General features: G+C 59.0%; 18 protein-coding genes. 2 read left to right on the forward strand and 16 right to left on the reverse strand.

Annotated elements, in window-relative coordinates:
• Positions 1-75: 75 nt before the first annotated feature.
• The 13 genes from MCB86_RS03660 to MCB86_RS03720 all read right to left on the reverse strand — a co-directional run bounded on the left by MCB86_RS03660 (position 76) and on the right by MCB86_RS03720 (position 10,268).
• Positions 76-861: a TatD family hydrolase gene (locus MCB86_RS03660; RefSeq protein ID WP_045162867.1), complete on the reverse strand. Its 786-nt coding sequence runs from the start codon at positions 859-861 to the stop codon at positions 76-78.
• A gap of 125 nt (positions 862-986) precedes the next feature.
• Positions 987-1,343 (reverse strand): PilZ domain-containing protein, encoded by a 357-nt coding sequence (locus MCB86_RS03665; RefSeq protein WP_025241024.1) that lies wholly within the window; start codon positions 1,341-1,343, stop codon positions 987-989.
• 31 nt (positions 1,344-1,374) lie between these two features.
• A complete protein-coding gene (locus MCB86_RS03670; RefSeq protein WP_239609843.1) occupies positions 1,375-2,364 on the reverse strand; it encodes a DNA polymerase III subunit delta' in 990 nt (329 codons plus the stop codon).
• Entirely contained in the window at positions 2,357-2,989 is a 633-nt protein-coding gene (gene tmk, locus MCB86_RS03675; RefSeq protein WP_045162869.1) for a dTMP kinase, read from the reverse strand. Before tmk ends, MCB86_RS03670 begins: the two co-directional genes overlap by 8 nt.
• Entirely contained in the window at positions 2,986-4,053 is a 1,068-nt protein-coding gene (mltG, locus tag MCB86_RS03680; protein WP_045162870.1) for an endolytic transglycosylase MltG, read from the reverse strand. The genes tmk and mltG overlap by 4 nt, the downstream gene beginning before the upstream one ends.
• Positions 4,050-4,865: an aminodeoxychorismate lyase gene (gene pabC / locus MCB86_RS03685; RefSeq protein ID WP_239609845.1), complete on the reverse strand. Its 816-nt coding sequence runs from the start codon at positions 4,863-4,865 to the stop codon at positions 4,050-4,052. The genes mltG and pabC overlap by 4 nt, the downstream gene beginning before the upstream one ends.
• 2 nt (positions 4,866-4,867) lie before the next feature.
• Positions 4,868-6,112, reverse strand: coding sequence for a beta-ketoacyl-ACP synthase II (fabF, locus tag MCB86_RS03690; RefSeq protein ID WP_045162872.1), 1,245 nt, complete (start codon positions 6,110-6,112; stop codon positions 4,868-4,870).
• Between the two features lie 176 nt (positions 6,113-6,288).
• Positions 6,289-6,525: an acyl carrier protein gene (gene acpP / locus MCB86_RS03695; RefSeq protein WP_003283670.1), complete on the reverse strand. Its 237-nt coding sequence runs from the start codon at positions 6,523-6,525 to the stop codon at positions 6,289-6,291.
• Positions 6,526-6,715: 190 nt separating this feature from the next.
• Entirely contained in the window at positions 6,716-7,459 is a 744-nt protein-coding gene (gene fabG, locus MCB86_RS03700; protein ID WP_045162873.1) for a 3-oxoacyl-ACP reductase FabG, read from the reverse strand.
• Between the two features lie 14 nt (positions 7,460-7,473).
• Positions 7,474-8,412: an ACP S-malonyltransferase gene (gene fabD / locus MCB86_RS03705; protein WP_045162874.1), complete on the reverse strand. Its 939-nt coding sequence runs from the start codon at positions 8,410-8,412 to the stop codon at positions 7,474-7,476.
• A 59-nt stretch (positions 8,413-8,471) separates the two neighbouring features.
• On the reverse strand, positions 8,472-9,542 hold the full coding sequence (gene plsX / locus MCB86_RS03710) for a phosphate acyltransferase PlsX (RefSeq protein ID WP_239609848.1): 1,071 nt from the start codon (positions 9,540-9,542) through the stop codon (positions 8,472-8,474).
• Between the two features lie 3 nt (positions 9,543-9,545).
• Positions 9,546-9,728 (reverse strand): 50S ribosomal protein L32, encoded by a 183-nt coding sequence (rpmF, locus tag MCB86_RS03715; protein ID WP_019342480.1) that lies wholly within the window; start codon positions 9,726-9,728, stop codon positions 9,546-9,548.
• A gap of 12 nt (positions 9,729-9,740) precedes the next feature.
• Positions 9,741-10,268: a YceD family protein gene (locus MCB86_RS03720; protein ID WP_045162876.1), complete on the reverse strand. Its 528-nt coding sequence runs from the start codon at positions 10,266-10,268 to the stop codon at positions 9,741-9,743.
• Positions 10,269-10,372: 104 nt separating this feature from the next.
• On the opposite strand from MCB86_RS03720, the gene MCB86_RS03725 reads away from it, so the two are divergent.
• Positions 10,373-10,951, forward strand: a complete 579-nt coding sequence (locus MCB86_RS03725; RefSeq protein WP_239609850.1) for a nucleoside triphosphate pyrophosphatase — start codon at positions 10,373-10,375, stop codon at positions 10,949-10,951.
• An 18-nt stretch (positions 10,952-10,969) separates the two neighbouring features.
• On the opposite strand, the gene sppA is transcribed toward MCB86_RS03725, so the two are convergent.
• From sppA to rluC, 3 genes are read right to left on the reverse strand one after another with little or no spacing between them, the layout of a single operon-like run.
• The gene (gene sppA / locus MCB86_RS03730) at positions 10,970-11,953 is read right to left on the reverse strand and encodes a signal peptide peptidase SppA (RefSeq protein ID WP_239609854.1); all 984 of its coding nucleotides are present in this window, start codon (positions 11,951-11,953) and stop codon (positions 10,970-10,972) included.
• Positions 11,943-12,629, reverse strand: coding sequence for an HAD-IA family hydrolase (locus MCB86_RS03735; protein ID WP_239609857.1), 687 nt, complete (start codon positions 12,627-12,629; stop codon positions 11,943-11,945). Before MCB86_RS03735 ends, sppA begins: the two co-directional genes overlap by 11 nt.
• Positions 12,622-13,575: a 23S rRNA pseudouridine(955/2504/2580) synthase RluC gene (rluC, locus tag MCB86_RS03740; protein ID WP_239609859.1), complete on the reverse strand. Its 954-nt coding sequence runs from the start codon at positions 13,573-13,575 to the stop codon at positions 12,622-12,624. Before rluC ends, MCB86_RS03735 begins: the two co-directional genes overlap by 8 nt.
• Positions 13,576-14,127: 552 nt before the next feature.
• Between rluC and rne the strand changes: the two genes are divergently transcribed.
• Positions 14,128-15,731: ribonuclease E (gene rne, locus MCB86_RS03745; protein ID WP_239609862.1), on the forward strand; the 1,604-nt coding region annotated here is incomplete at its 3' end.

The following is a 15,731-nucleotide window of genomic DNA, read 5'->3' on the forward strand; positions in this document are numbered from 1 at the left end:
CCGAAGCGGCGCGGATTGTACACGCCATTGGACGACGAGGCTTGAAGGGCACGCGCCTTCGAGCGGCAACCTCGCTCAGCCCTTGACCCGAGTCAACGGGAAGAGTCGCTTGAAGTTATCCGTGGTCTGCTCGGCGAAGACGTCGAAATCGACACCACGTAACTGTGCCAGAAACTCGGCGACCTCGCGCACGTACTGCGGTAGGTTCGGTTTGCCCCGATAGGGGATCGGCGCCAGGTAGGGCGAATCGGTCTCGACCAGCAAGCGATCCGTCGGCACGCGGCGGGCCACGTCTCGCAACGCATCGGCATTGCGGAAGGTCACGATTCCGGAGAGCGAGATGTAGAAGCCCAGATCCAGCGCCGCCTTGGCCATGTCCCAATCTTCGGTGAAGCAATGCAATACGCCGGCTTGTGGCAGTGCCGCTTCGCGAAGCAGCGCCAGCGTGTCGGCACGGGCCGCCCGCGTGTGAACGATTACCGGTTTGCCGCAGACTTGAGCGGCCTCCAGGTGCAGGCGGAAGGACTGCTGCTGCAACTCGGCGGCTTCGGGCTCGTAATGATAGTCGAGGCCGGTTTCGCCAATCGCCACCACGCCTGGCCCATCCAGCTCTTGCAGCAGCCAGTCCAGTGCAGGTTCGGCACCGGGCTCGAGATCCAACGGATGCACGCCTACCGAACAGTCGACATCGTCATAGCGTTGCGCAAGCGCCTTGACCGCCGCGGTATTCTCGACGCTAACACCAATACAAAGAAAATGCCCGACGCCACGCTGACGCGCAGCATTCAGCGCGGCATCAAGAGAACCGCCGTGCACGGCAAGATCAAGGCGATCGAGGTGGCAATGCGAGTCAACCAACATGGCGAATTACCCAAACAGAAAACGCGCCATTGTAGAGCAAAGCAACCGAGAGGTCGCAGACCGACCAGATGCAGGTGGGCGTCGCTAGAGGCAAAAAGCCGCCAAGCGATCTTCGCAACTGCGGCTTACATGGTGTGTGTTGGCCGATCGGACTTCATCGCCCCGGCCAGATAGGTTTCAATCTTGTTGCGGGCAGTCGAATCGCCCTCGTTGAACTGGACGCCGACGCCAGCGGCCCGGTTTCCCTGTGCGCCCTTGGGGGTAATCCATACGACCTTGCCGGCGACGGGGATCTTTTCAGGCTCGTCCATCAGGCTCAGCAGCATGAAGACTTCATCACCGAGCTTGTAGCTCTTGTTAGTAGGAATGAACAAGCCACCATGCTTGATGAACGGCATGTATGCCGCATAGAGCACCGACTTATCCTTGATGGTCAGGGACAGAATGCCGTTACGCGGACCAAGGTTTGCAGGCAGGCTCATGCGGTATTCCTAACAACAGTTCCGATGGATTCTAGCTTGGCTCGGGCAAACTTGCCCACTGCACCAAGAGCGCTTCGAGAAGCAAGACACGGTTAAGGTTGGCTTTGCCCAATACTTTTTGCCGGTGGGCCAGCAACCAGTCCTGCATCACCAGCAGCCTGGTCGACGGCGTCTTCTGCGCCAGGTATTGAATGACCTTCTGCATATCGGCAGAGCCAAGCCCCGCTTCATCGCCGGTCATCTGAAAACGCAGAATCAGATGCGCCCACTCACAGAACCAGTCGAACAGCAAAATCAGCGACAGCGGATTCCAGGCCTCGGCCAGCTGACTGGGGGATTGCTGCCGCTTGAGCAGCTTTTTCACCCCTTCTATCACCTGCACGCGCATCTCCAAGACGCCGATATCGTGAAGCTTAAGCGCTGCGAGCGGAGAGTTCGCTGCCAATGTCAGCAATTCTTCACGCTGGGCTGCCAAGAGATCCGGAAGCTTGCCGGAAAGCCAATCCAGACTTTGCTGACGACCAGGCAACGGACAACGTTGCTGTACGCAGCGACTTTTGATCGTGGGCAGCAGCCGGCTGGGTTGATGACTGATCAACAGCAGCACGGTATTGCCCGCAGGCTCTTCGAGACTCTTGAGAAGCGCATTGGCGGCATTCAGGTTCATCGCCTCGGCAGGTTCGAGCAGAACCACCTTGCGTCCCCCGAGCTGCGCGGTCTGACTGACAAACCCGACCAGTTGGCGAACCTGGTCGACACGGATGGCCTTGTCGACCTCCTCCGGCTCCAGAATGTAATGATCGGGATGGGTGTGTGCCGCCAGTAGCATGCAAGCCTTGCAGCGTCCGCAAGCTCCGCTCGGAGCCGGCTGCTGACACAGCAGGAACGCCATCAACTGTTCGGCCAGTGCACGCTTGCCAATACCCGCTGGACCATGCAAGAGATAGGCATGGGCATGCTGTTGACGACCCGCCAGCAGCTGCCACAGGCTGGCCTGCCAGGGAAGAATGCCGTCAGCCAAGGGCACGCTCCAACAGCTCGGGCAAGAGCGCGTCCAGCGCTCGCTGCACCATTGGCAGAGATTGGCCCGCATCGATTACCCGATAGCGCTGTGGAACCTGGCGTGCGCGATCGAGATAAGCGCTGCGCACGGCCTCGAAGAAGCCCAGCCCCTCCTGCTCGAACCGATCAAGACGCCCTCGCGCAGCGGCGCGGCTTAAACCGATCTCCACAGGCAGATCGAAAATCAGGGTCAGGTCCGGACGCATATCGCCCTGCACGAAGGTCTCAAGCTGCTCGATGCGCTGAAAGGACAGGCCGCGGCCTCCGCCTTGATAGGCATAGGTGGCATCGGTGAAACGGTCGCAAAGCACCACGGCGCCCCGTTTCAGCGCCGGACGGATCACCTCGGCAAGGTGCTGCGCACGCGCCGCGAACATCAACAACAGTTCCGTATCGCTGCCCATGGGTTCATCCGCAGGCGTCAACAACAGCTCGCGAATCCGTTCGGCCAGCGGCGTTCCACCGGGCTCGCGGGTCAGCACGACGTCAAGGCCGTGATCACGAAGGCGCTGCGCGAGGTACTCACGATTGGTGCTTTTGCCGGCGCCTTCAGGCCCTTCCAAGGTAATAAAGAGTCCTGTCACTGGATATTCTCGATCGGCACCGGAGCTTGCCGGGGCGGCGGACTGGAACGATAGTCGGCGCGGCGCTTGAGCTGGTACTCACGCACCGCACGATTGTGCTCGTCCAGCGAATCGCTGAACACATGGCTGCCGTCGCCACGCGCGACGAAGTAAAGGCTTTTTCCTTCGGCCGGATGCAACGCGGCATGAATGGCCTCGCGACCGACCATGGCGATCGGCGTCGGCGGCAGCCCGCTGTTGGTGTAGGTGTTATAGGGAGTCGGCCTGCGCAGATCGTTGCGGGTGATCCGTCCGCGATACCGCTCGCCCATACCGTAGATGACCGTGGGGTCAGTCTGTAGCAGCATACCCCGTTCCAGACGGCGCACGAAGACACCGGCGATTTCGCCGCGCTCCGAAGGCACTCCGGTTTCCTTTTCGATGATCGATGCCATGATCAGCGCCTGGTATGCGTCCTGATAAGGCAAGCCTTCACTGCGCTGCTCCCATTCCTCGGCGAGAACGGCTTCCAGACGTGAATAGGCCCTTTGAAGCAATTCGAGGTCGGTAACGCCGCGGGTAAAGCGGTAGGTGTCGGGAAAGAAACGCCCTTCCGGATGCAAACCCGCCTGGCCGAGTCGCCCCATTATCTCGGCGTCCGACAGACCGCCCAGCGTCTGCTGAATCGTAGGCAACATTTCCAGCGCGGCGCGTACCTGGCGAAAATTCCACCCCTCGACAATGGTCAGGGTGTGTTGAACAACCTCACCCCGCTGCCATAGCCCTATCATGTCGCGGACGGTCATTTCCGGACGCAGCTGATATTCGCCGCTGTGCAATGTCTGCCCAGAAAGATTCAGGCGCCAGTACAGTCGCAACCAAAACGAGTCGTTCAGCTTGCCTTCTCCCTCCAAGCGCTGAAACAAGCCACTGGGCGTATCGCCAGATTCGACTTCCAGCGTCTGCGCCTCATCAAGTTGCAAAGGCTGATCCAGCGCGGCGTAGAGTTTCCAGGCAATCAGTCCGAGCGTCAGCGCGGCGACCAGCACGGCGCCCAAGAGCGCAAAACACAGTTTTCGAATCACGAATTACTCGACAGATCAGCTACCAGACATTGAAGTTTACGTGTGAGCGGACCCACCGGCCATACGCTGGCTCCCAATTGCCGAACAGGCCAGATGCCATAAAGGCTGTTGCAAACGAAAACCTCATCCGCACCGACCAGCTGTCCGAGCGATACGTCATCTATCTTGCTCTGAATCCCCGACTGTCGCGCTCGCTCAAGGATTTCCTCACGCATCACACCAGCCACACCACAACGGTGAAGTGATGGCGTCAACAGTACACCGGACTCCACGATGAAGAGGTTACTGAACACAGCCTCCACCACGCGTCCGGACGTATCACGCATCAAGCCCTCCGCGAAGGTGGAATCCTGCCATTCGGCACGCGCCAACACCTGTTCCAGCCGATTGAGATGTTTCAGCCCGGCCAAAGCTGGCTGCTCAGCGAGGCGAGTCGCACAGGCATACAAGCGCACCCCTCGCTCGCGGTGCTCGACGGGATGATCTGGCAGTGGCGAGCCCAGCAGTACCGTGCGCGGCTGGCAGGTAGCCGGTGGGCCGTAGCCGCGCTTTCCGTCACCACGGGTCAGAATCAGCTTGGCTACGCCAGTACCAAGCGCCGCGCTGAAGGCGGTAATTTGTGCGCGAAGAGCTGTCAGATCAGCTGGAATAGCGAAACGTTGGCATCCAAGACCGAGACGATCCAGATGACGATCGAGAAGCTGCGGCGAACCGCTGACTACCTTGATGGTCTCGAACAGACCATCGCCGTACGCAAGCCCCCGATCATGAACGGGCAGCCCTTCAGCGGGCCGTCCGTCCACCCAACTCAATGTCACTCGACGAACCGACGGAAAACCAGTGAGCCGTTGGTGCCGCCAAAACCAAAGGAATTGGAAACGGCGACATCAATTGTCCTGGGTTTAGCTTCGTGCGGCACGAAGTCCAGATCGCATCCTTCATCGGGCTCATCGAGGTTGATCGTTGGCGGAGCCACCTGATCGCGAATGGCAAGCACGCTGAATATCGCCTCGACAGCGCCGGCGGCACCCAGCAAGTGGCCAACCATCGATTTCGTCGAGCTGACCGACAGCTCGTAGGCGTGACTGCCGAACACTGTCTTTATCGCAGCGGCCTCCGCCTTGTCGCCGGCAGGCGTGGAGGTGCCGTGCGCATTGATATAGTCCACCTGTGCCGCATCGAGCTTGGCGTCCACAATTGCGCTGCGAATGCAGCGAGCCGCACCCGCACCATCATCCGGCGGCGAGGTCATGTGAAAGGCATCGGCGCTCATACCGAAACCGATCAGTTCGGCATAAATTTTCGCGCCACGCGCTTTGGCGTGCTCCAGCTCTTCCAGAACCAGCGCGCCAGCGCCGTCCGACAAAACAAAGCCGTCCCGGCCCTTGTCCCACGGACGGCTAGCTGCAGCCGGATCGTCATTGCGGGTGGACAATGCACGAGCAGCAGCGAATCCGCCGATGCCGAGACCACTGGCTGCCATTTCCGAACCACCCGCGACCATCACGTCCGCCTCGCCATAGGCGATATTGCGCGCCGCCATGCCGATGCAATGCGTTCCTGTGGTGCATGCCGTAGCGATGGCATAGTTAGGACCTTGCAGTCCCAGGTGGATCGATAGAAAGCCGGACACCATGTTGATGATCGAACCCGGCACAAAAAAAGGCGAAATACGCCGTGGTCCTTGTTCGATCAATGCCTTGCAGCTGTTTTCGATATTGGTCAGGCCGCCAATACCCGACCCCATCGCGACACCGATGCGTTCGCGATTAGCGTCGGTGATTTCCAGCCCGGAATCGCGCACCGCTTGAAAACTGGCCGCTAAACCGTATTGGATGAAAAGATCGAGTTTGCGAGCTTCTTTCGCTGGCAGATATTGCTCGACGTCGAAATTCTTGACCGATCCGCCAAAGCGCGTGGAGTAGGCGGAAAGATCCATATGTTCTATCAGGCCGATGCCACTGCGGCCGGCGAGAATCCCCTGCCAGCTGCTTGGCACATCGTTACCCAGCGGCGATAGCATGCCCATCCCGGTGACTACGACGCGTCTACGCGACACAGCAATTCTCCTTACGTTTATTCGACCTGCTCTGCTCCGCCAGCACGCCAACGAGCAAGAACCAGCCATCAGACTCGCGCGCAGGGGCACGACCAGCTGAATACAACTAACTCAAACAAAAGCCGCACTGCCCGTTCAAGGCAGTGCGGCTTACTGGTTCGAAGCAGGATTACAACTTACTGCGCGTGCGCGTTGATGTAATCGATAGCTTCTTGAACAGTGGTGATTTTCTCGGCCTGCTCGTCCGGGATTTCAGTCTCGAATTCCTCTTCCAGAGCCATCACCAGCTCAACGGTGTCAAGGGAGTCGGCACCCAGGTCTTCGACGAAGGAAGCGCTGTTGGTAACTTCCTCTTCTTTGACGCCAAGTTGCTCGGCAACGATTTTCTTGACGCGTTCTTCGATGGTGCTCATACCTTGTTTTCACTCCTATGGAAAAATCAGGCAGCTGGTCTGCGCGGTAGTGTATAGAAAGCGTTTTCCGCATTTCAAGCTGAAAGCGGGCAAGCATGAGCCGGCTTTCAACCATCTGTCTATAAACAAACCGCAGTTTTATAACGAACTAACCAGCCGTTATGACTGCATACATGCATTGGGCGTCACATCAGCTCATGTACATACCGCCATTCACCGGTACCGTAGCACCGGTGACATAGGCGGCGCCGTCAGAAGCTAGGAAGGCGACGACCTTAGCAATCTCTTCCGCTTGCCCAAGACGCCCCAATGGGATCTGCCCTAGCAATGCGTCACGCTGAGCCTCGGGAAGCTCTCGCGTCATGTCAGTATCAATGAAGCCCGGCGCCACGGCATTGACCGTGATACCGCGCGAACCGACCTCACGGGCCAGTGCTCGGCTGAAACCTTCAAGTCCGGCTTTGGCTGCGGCGTAGTTTACCTGCCCAGCGTTGCCCATGGCACCTACCACGGAACCGATGCTGATAATTCGCCCCCAGCGCGCCTTGGTCATGCCACGCAGGACACCTTTGGTCAGACGGTACAGGCTGCTGAGATTGGTATTGATCACATCATGCCATTCATCGTCTTTCATCCGCAGCATCAGGTTATCGCGCGTGATGCCCGCGTTATTCACGAGAATAGCCGGCTGGCCGAGGTGCTGCTGAATATGCTCCAGCGTCGTCGCGACGGACTCATCGCTGGTAACATCCAGCACCAATCCAGCACCTTCGATGCCGTTTTCCTTGAGCGTTTCGGCGATGCGCTCGGCGCCCGACGAAGAAGTCGCCGTGCCAATCACGATGGCGCCCTGGCGACCGAGCTCCAGCGCGATGGCCTGACCGATACCGCGGCTGGCACCTGTCACCAGGGCGACCTTGCCTTGCAGACTCATAAATATCTCCTTGTTCAGACCAGTGCGCTACGAGTGGCAGCGAAAGCTTCTGGCGTTTCTAGATTGTAGGTATTGATGCCCTTGACGCAGCGCTTGTTGAGACCGGACAGTACCTTGCCCGGGCCACATTCGACCAGGTCGGTCACGCCCTGCGCGTTCAACGCAACAATGGTCTCGACCCAGCGAACCGGGCTGTAGAGTTGAGCTAGAAGATCATGCTTGAGCGTATCGAGATCGGATACGATCGCCGCGCTGACATTCTGGACCAACGGAATCTGAGGCGCCTGCCAGGCGGCCGCAGTGACGGAATCGGCGAAACGCTCCGCTGCAGGGCGCATCAGGGCACAATGCGACGGCACGCTGACCGGCAGCGGCATGGCGCGCTTTGCGCCCTTGGCCTTACAAATCTCGATAGCACGCTCAACGGCCGCAGCGCTGCCAGCAATTACCACCTGACCAGGCGCATTGAAATTGACGGCACTGACCACCTCGCCCTGCGCCGCTTCGCTACAGGCCGCCAGCACATCGGCGTCATCCAGCCCGAGGATCGCTGCCATACCGCCGGAACCAGCAGGAACGGCTTGCTGCATGAGCTGGCCACGCAGCTCGACCAGCTTCACCGCATCAACGAATGGCAGGCTGCCTGCAGCGACCAAAGCAGAATATTCGCCCAGGCTATGGCCTGCGACGAACGCTGGGGTCGTTCCGCCTTCAGCCAGCCACAGGCGCCACAGCGCAATCGAAGCAGTCAGGATCGCCGGCTGAGTCTTATCGGTCTGGTTCAACTGCGCCTCTGGACCTTGCTGGGAAAGCGCCCAGAGGTCGTACCCCAGCACGGACGAAGCTTCAGCGAAGGTATCGATGACCAGGGATTGCTGGGCCCCGTGCTCGGCAAGCATGCCGAGGGACTGGGAGCCCTGCCCTGGGAAGACGAATGCAAGTGATGCGGACATGAAACGGCTCTCTTGTGGTTGTTCGTCAGAAGAATACGCCACGGGGACGCACCGGATTGTCAGTTGGATGGCGAGCCGTTGGACGTGGTCACATCAGCAGCGCCTTTTACCGACCGATTGGTCACGAGCAAATGCTCGAGCCGACTGTGCAATCGCTCCGGCAGATTGTGCTCCACGTCCTGGGTTGCGCGCAGGATAGCCGACCGGAAGCCCTCAGCACCGGCGCTACCATGACTTTTCACGACGATGCCCTGAAGCCCTAGAAAGCTGGCACCGTTGTACTGCGCCGGGCGCAGATCGGCCCGCAACTGACGCAACAGCGGCAGAGCCAGCGCCCCTACCAGACGAGAAATCAGTGAACGGCGAAAAAGCGCTTCGACGCGCAAGGCAACCAGATGCGCCAGCCCCTCGCTGGACTTGAGCAAGATATTGCCAACGAAGCCATCACACACCGCTACGTCAGTTTCACCGCGAAACAGTCCGTCACCCTCGACGAAGCCCCGATAATTGATGTCGCCCGCCTGCTGCAGCAGCGCAGCTGCCGCTTTGACCTGCTGGTTTCCCTTGATCTCTTCGGTGCCAACATTAAGCAACGAAATGCGTGGCTGCTCGATACCAAGGCTCTGCGCAGCAACCGATCCCATCACTGCGAATTGATAGAGCTGCTCGGCAGTACAGTCCACATTTGCACCGAGATCAAGCAATAGACAGGCGCCCTCAATCGTAGGAATCGCGGTCATCATGGCGGGTCGGTCGATCCCGGGCAATGTCTTCAATACATGACGGGCGAGCGCCATCAACGCGCCAGTATTCCCAGCGCTGACACACGCTTGAGCCTGACCGTCGCGCACCAATTCCAGCGCAACGCGCATGGACGAGCGTGGCTTGCTGCGCAATGCCTGCGTCGGACGCTCGTCCATGCCGATCACTTCGTCGGCATCGACAATCGTCAGACGCGCGCGATCCACACCCGGACGTCGAGCGATGATCTCTTCAAGAATGGAGGATGGGCCAACCAAGGCCAGGTGCAGCGAGGGGACTTCAGCCAGACAGTGGAGACTGGCCGGAACAATGCAGTGGGGACCGAAGTCCCCACCCATTGCATCGATCGCTATGATCGGAGCAGACAAGACTTACTCGTCAGCGCCCTTGTCGATCACTTTACGACCACGGTAGAAACCTTCCGGGGAAACATGGTGGCGCAGGTGAACTTCACCGGTGCTCTTTTCCACGGAAAGGGCGTTCGGCTCGAGCGCGTCGTGCGAGCGACGCATGTCACGGGCGGAACGGGATTTTTTGTTCTGCTGAACAGCCATTGGGATCAACTCCTAAACGTTTGGGTCACGCTTTAACTGAGCCAGTACGCTGAACGGGTTGGACCGCGATACCTCGTCCTCACTCGGCTCGGGCTCATCAGGCCCAGCCGGCGGCTGGCAAACTTCTTGGTCATGGAGTGGAACAATCGGAAGAGCGAGCAGAAGCTCCTCTTCAACCAGCGCCAGCAGATCCAGAGGATCCTCTCCCACTTCCAGCACGTCATAGCCCTTAGGCAGGTGCTGGCTGCTCGAACCTTCATTCACCACGGCATAATCGCACTCGCTGTGAATAGGTAGAACAACCGGCTCCAGACAACGCTGGCAAATCATGGTGACCTCAACATCAAGCTCACTGTGAATGACCACAGTGCGCTGCTCGTCGCGCCCAAAATCAAAACTGGCGCGCACCACACCCTTGTCATCCTCAAGAGGATCGACGAGCCGCTTCAGCCCAGACAATTGCAGCTCACCCTTCAGGTTAGCCGCTCGGTCAGCAAGCTTGCGCGGATCTACGTGCGGAGGTATTGGTCCTTTCAACATAAGCGCGGCATTCTAGGGATGCGCCTCTCGACTGTCAAAGGAATTCAGCCGCACAATTGAGGTCCGCCGACCGACGATCGGACCTCTATATAAAAGGAAGGAAAATGCGCCGCCTGCTTCTCGCATCCAGCTCTCCCTATCGACGCGAACTGCTCTCGCGATTGCAGCTGACCTTCGATTGCAGCGCCCCGGAAATAGATGAGACCGCGCATCCTGAAGAGCTGCCGGAGCAACTGGTGCGTCGGCTGGCTTACGAAAAGGCGCAAGCACTGGCGCCGACCCATCAGGACCACCTGATCATCGGCTCGGATCAGGTCGCTGTGTTAGAGAAGAGCATCCTGGGCAAACCCCGAACATTCGAGCGAGCGAAGCAGCAGCTACAAGCCTGCAGTGGCAAAAGCGTACATTTCCTGACTGCATTGGCGCTACTGGACAGTCGAACCGCAAGCACCCAGATCGATTGCGTCAGCTTCATCGTCCATTTCCGAGACCTCGATGACCACCAGATCGAACGTTATCTGCACGCCGAGCAGCCCTACGATTGTGCAGGCAGCTTCAAGGCCGAAGGTTTGGGTATCAGCCTGTTCCGCGCCACGGAAGGATCGGATGTCACCAGCCTGATCGGATTGCCACTGATCCGACTGGTCGACATGCTGAATAACGTCGGAGTCAAAGTTCCCTGATCCCTCAACCTAGGAGAACTAGCGCAGCTGCGGCCCTTGGAATCCCATCCACAGCGCCAACTGGGCACCGACGCTTGCACCAAGCTTCTTGGTGAAGCGATCCAGCGCGGAATCCTTCACGGTGAAATCCACCAATTCCTCTTCGCCAATCACTTCGCGCGCCACGTAGCTGGTATTACCCAGACCATCAATGAGTCCGAGCTCAAGCGCCTGCTCGCCGGACCAAATGAGCCCGGAAAACAGCTCGGGATGATCGGCGACCTGCAGCCGATCACCACGTCCTTGCTTGACGCTGTCTATGAACTGGCGATGAGTGGTGCCGAGCACGTCGCGCCAAAATTTGGTTTCCTCCGGCTTCTCCGGCTGGAATGGGTCGAGAAACGCCTTATGTTCGCCCGATGTGTAAACCCGGCGCTCGACCCCCAGTTTGTCCATCGTTTCGACAAACCCGAAAGTCGCCGCCGTCACTCCAATTGAACCGACCAGGCTCGACTTGTCGGCGTAGATCTCGTCCGCGGCACTGGCAATATAGTAAGCGCCCGAGGCACCCAGATCGGCGATCACCGCATAGACTTTGATGTCGGAGTGCTCGCCACGCAAACGCCGAATCTCGTCGTAAATGTAACCCGACTGTACGGGACTGCCGCCCGGGCTATTGATTCGTAGAACGACGCCCTTGGTTTTGGGATCTTCGAAGGCCGCGCGTAGCGCCCCGACGACATTGTCCGCACTCGCTGACTCTTCGTCGGCGATCATGCCGCGAACGTTGATGACCGCCGTGTGGCTGCCGCTCGCGCTCCTGCTGTCGCCGATCTCCAACAAAGGCGAGAACATCAGCAGCGCTCCGAAGAGATAGACGAAGGTCAATAGCTTGAAGAATATCCCCCACCGCCTAGCCCGCCGCTGCTCCTGGACACCGGCGAGCAAGGTCTTTTCCAGCAACTTCCAACTTCTGCGATCTTCCTGCTGCTCGCTCACAGGTGCTTTCCATTCATCCGACATTCGCAACTACCCCTGCTGTACTTGCGGAGCGCAGCCAATCGGCAAGCTCCGAAAAACAATTAATGGCCATGAGCGGCGAACATGCGCGCAGCACCTCGATCGGCTGCGCACCGTAGGACACCGCAACACTATCTACCCCAGCTCGCCGGGCCATCTCGAGATCGAATACCGAGTCCCCAACCATCAAGGCCCGCTCGGGGCTGACCCGGCACTGTGCCAAAATCTCATGAATCATTAATGGATCAGGTTTGCTCGCGGTTTCATCCGCACAACGGGTCACATCGAAGAAATCGCTCCAACCCTGCCCGTCCAACACCCTATCCAGCCCGCGCCTTCCTTTTCCGGTCGCCACGGCGAGCAGATGCCCCTGGTCGCGAAACTGCTGCAGCGCCAGCGCAACTCCGGGGTAAAGCTTCGATGGTTCGGCCTCCAGCATGAGGTAATGGTCGGCATAGGCACGACGAAACGCCTCAGCCGTCCGCGCATCCGTGACATGTGGATACAGCACCGCAATGGCTTCGGGCAAACCCAGCCCGATGATCCCCTTGATAGCCGCCTCATCGAGGGGCGGTAGGCCGCAACGGGCTGCGGCGACAGAGATGGACTCGACAATACGCCCGATCGAGTCCATCAGGGTGCCGTCCCAATCGAAGATCAGGAGCTCGTATCTACTCACCAAGCCTCTCCAGCGTCCGCGCCCAAACGTCGTCGACAGGCGCTTCCAGACTCAGTTCGCCACCGTCAGGCAAGGGCACTTTCAACGCATAGGCATGAAGAAACAATCGCTTGCCGCCCAGATCACGAATGACCTTCGAAAACTCTTCGTCGCCATACTTGTTGTCGCCCGCAATTCCGTGCCCCGCGTGAAGCGCATGGACACGAATCTGGTGGGTGCGCCCTGTTACCGGCTTGGCCTCGACCAGCGTGGCAAAATCGCCGAAACGACGTAGCACGCGGAAGAGCGTCAGCGCATCTTTACCCTCTTCAGTGACCTCGACCATCCGCTCGCCTGAGCGCAGCGTATTCTTCATGAGCGGCGCGTTCACCTGCTTTCTGCCGGTCTCCCAGCGCCCCCGCACCAGCGCCATGTAACGCTTATCGACACCATCGCCACGCAACTCCTGATGCAGGTGACGTAGCATGCTGCGCTTCTTCGCGACCATCAACAGCCCGGACGTATCTCGATCCAGGCGATGCACCAGCTCCAACTCCTTCGCATCGGGACGCAGTTGACGCAGCGCCTCGATGACGCCAAAGCTGAGCCCACTGCCGCCGTGCACAGCAATGCCGGCAGGCTTGTTCAGCACAATAAGCGCCTTGTCTTCATAAACGATGGCCGCTTCCAGTCGCTCGAGAAGTCCTTGCGCCACCGGGACCGCCTCGTCCCGCTCGGGCAATCGAAGCGGCGGCACCCGGACTATATCGCCGGCCCGCAGCTTGTATTCAGGCTTTATTCGCCCTTTATTCACCCGCACTTCGCCTTTGCGCAAAATGCGGTATATCAGCGCCTTGGGTACGCCCTTGAGCTGAGTACGAAGAAAGTTGTCGATGCGTTGGCCGGCAAGCTCCGGCGCGACCTCGAGCATTTGCACGCCGGAGGTCTGAGAGGGGGTATTGGTCATCGCCGGATGATATCAATTTTCATGGATTTGAAGCACTTAAACATTGCTGTTATAGTCCCGAACGCCGCCAAAAGTGGCCAGGTCAATGAATACCAGCGAAACCGCCATTCCTGACCCAGCAAATGTTCGAGGACGTGAGGCCGTCCGACGGAGCTTCCCTCAAGTAGCGGTGAAGCCCCGAAACAAGCCTTGAAGACATGATGCGTAACCCCGACGGGGAAGCGCGATAATCGATAACCCGCCCGGATTCTGCGAGCGGCACCCGATTTTCAAAGTATGAGTGTTGGGTGGAGATGTACAGCCATCGGATTGCGTAGCAAAGGCTTTCATAGACGCTTCATTCCGTCCGCTACCGATTGCTGATTCCTCCTCCCGAACCATTGCTTCTGTTCCGACAGCAAGCAGGAGACGTCGTCGCGACGCCGGCCCAACTGGCCTTACATCGCTGGACACTGGAGTGCCTTACAACCATTCCTGACTCACCTGACACCGACCGCGAGAGTCGTGTGTGCCGAACGCCGTTTCCGCTGCCCTGGAAACCGACGGTACTACATGAAAAGAATGCTAATTAACGCAACTCAACCCGAGGAGTTGCGTGTCGCACTGGTCGACGGCCAGCGCCTGTTCGATCTCGATATCGAATCCGGTGCCCGTGAACAGAAGAAAGCCAACATCTACAAAGGCAAGATCACGCGCGTCGAGCCTAGCCTCGAAGCCGCTTTCGTGGATTTTGGCGCCGACCGCCACGGCTTTCTTCCCCTCAAAGAAATCTCCCGCGAGTACTTCAAGAAGGCCCCCGAAGGCCGCGTCAACATCAAAGAAGTCCTGAGCGAAGGCCAGGAAGTTATTGTCCAGGTCGAAAAAGAAGAGCGTGGCAACAAGGGCGCAGCCCTGACGACTTTCATTAGTCTGGCCGGCCGCTACCTTGTTCTGATGCCGAATAACCCACGCGCCGGCGGCATCTCTCGCCGCATCGAAGGCGAGGAGCGCAACGAACTCCGTGAAGCGCTGAATGGCCTCGATGTCCCTGCCGACATGGGTTTGATCGTCCGCACCGCCGGGCTCGGCCGTTCCAGTGAAGAAATGCAATGGGATCTGGACTACCTGCTGCAGCTCTGGAGCGCGGTCAAGGAAGCTTCCCAGGATCGCCCCGCCCCTTTCCTGATCTATCAGGAATCCAATGTCATCATTCGCGCCATTCGCGATTACCTTCGCCAGGACATTGGCGAAGTACTGATCGACAGCGTCGAAGCCCAGGACGAAGCGCTTTCCTTCATCCAACAGGTCATGCCGCAGTACGCAAGCAAGATCAAGCTGTACGAAGATTCGGTACCGCTGTTCAACCGTTTTCAAATTGAAAGCCAAATCGAAACAGCCTTTCAGCGTGAAGTGAAACTGCCCTCTGGCGGATCCATCGTTATCGACCCGACCGAAGCTCTGGTGTCCATCGACATCAACTCGGCGCGCGCCACCAAGGGCGGCGATATCGAGGAAACCGCGCTGCAGACCAACTTGGAAGCCGCTGAGGAAATCGCTCGCCAGCTGCGTCTGCGCGATATCGGGGGGCTGATTGTCATCGACTTCATCGACATGACCCCGGCGAAGAACCAGCGCGCCGTGGAAGAAAAGGTTCGCGAAGCGCTCGAGGCCGATCGCGCCCGTATCCAGGTTGGACGTATCTCGCGCTTCGGCCTGCTGGAAATGTCTCGTCAGCGCCTGCGTCCGTCGCTCGGCGAGACCAGTGGCATCGTCTGCCCTCGCTGTAACGGCCAAGGCATCATTCGTGACGTCGAGTCGCTGTCGCTGGCGATCCTTCGCCTGATCGAGGAAGAGGCGCTAAAAGATCGCACGGCAGAGGTTCGCGCCCGCGTCCCCTTCCAGGTCGCCGCATTCCTGCTCAACGAGAAGCGCAACGCCATCACCAAGATCGAACTGCGCACCCGCGCGCGAATCTTCATCCTGCCGGACGATCATCTGGAAACGCCGCACTTCGAAGTGCAGCGTCTTCGCGATGACAGCCCGGAAATCATTGCCGGCCAGGCCAGCTACGAGATGAGCCCGACCGAGGTCGAAGAAGCCCAACCGGTCAGCTCGACACGCACCCTGGTTCGTCAGGAAGCGGCAGTGAAAACCGCCCCTCCACGGACGGCGCCCGC

The sequence above is a fragment of the Pseudomonas sp. KSR10 genome (genome assembly GCF_022355455.1).
Lineage (GTDB): Bacteria > Pseudomonadota > Gammaproteobacteria > Pseudomonadales > Pseudomonadaceae > Stutzerimonas > Stutzerimonas stutzeri_E.

Bases quoted from the DNA above. Each gene is read 5' to 3' on its own strand.
- MCB86_RS03660 (WP_045162867.1), bottom strand. From the start codon at position 861: ATGTTGGTTGACTCGCATTGCCACCTCGATCGCCTTGATCTTGCCGTG.
- rpmF (WP_019342480.1), bottom strand. From the start codon at position 9,728: ATGGCTGTTCAGCAGAACAAAAAATCCCGTTCCGCCCGTGACATGCGT.
- sppA (WP_239609854.1), bottom strand. From the start codon at position 11,953: ATGTCGGATGAATGGAAAGCACCTGTGAGCGAGCAGCAGGAAGATCGC.
- acpP (WP_003283670.1), bottom strand. From the start codon at position 6,525: ATGAGCACCATCGAAGAACGCGTCAAGAAAATCGTTGCCGAGCAACTT.
- fabG (WP_045162873.1), bottom strand. From the start codon at position 7,459: ATGAGTCTGCAAGGCAAGGTCGCCCTGGTGACAGGTGCCAGCCGCGGT.
- MCB86_RS03665 (WP_025241024.1), bottom strand. From the start codon at position 1,343: ATGAGCCTGCCTGCAAACCTTGGTCCGCGTAACGGCATTCTGTCCCTG.
- fabD (WP_045162874.1), bottom strand. From the start codon at position 8,412: ATGTCCGCATCACTTGCATTCGTCTTCCCAGGGCAGGGCTCCCAGTCC.
- MCB86_RS03725 (WP_239609850.1), top strand. From the start codon at position 10,373: ATGCGCCGCCTGCTTCTCGCATCCAGCTCTCCCTATCGACGCGAACTG.
- MCB86_RS03720 (WP_045162876.1), bottom strand. From the start codon at position 10,268: ATGTTGAAAGGACCAATACCTCCGCACGTAGATCCGCGCAAGCTTGCT.
- rluC (WP_239609859.1), bottom strand. From the start codon at position 13,575: ATGACCAATACCCCCTCTCAGACCTCCGGCGTGCAAATGCTCGAGGTC.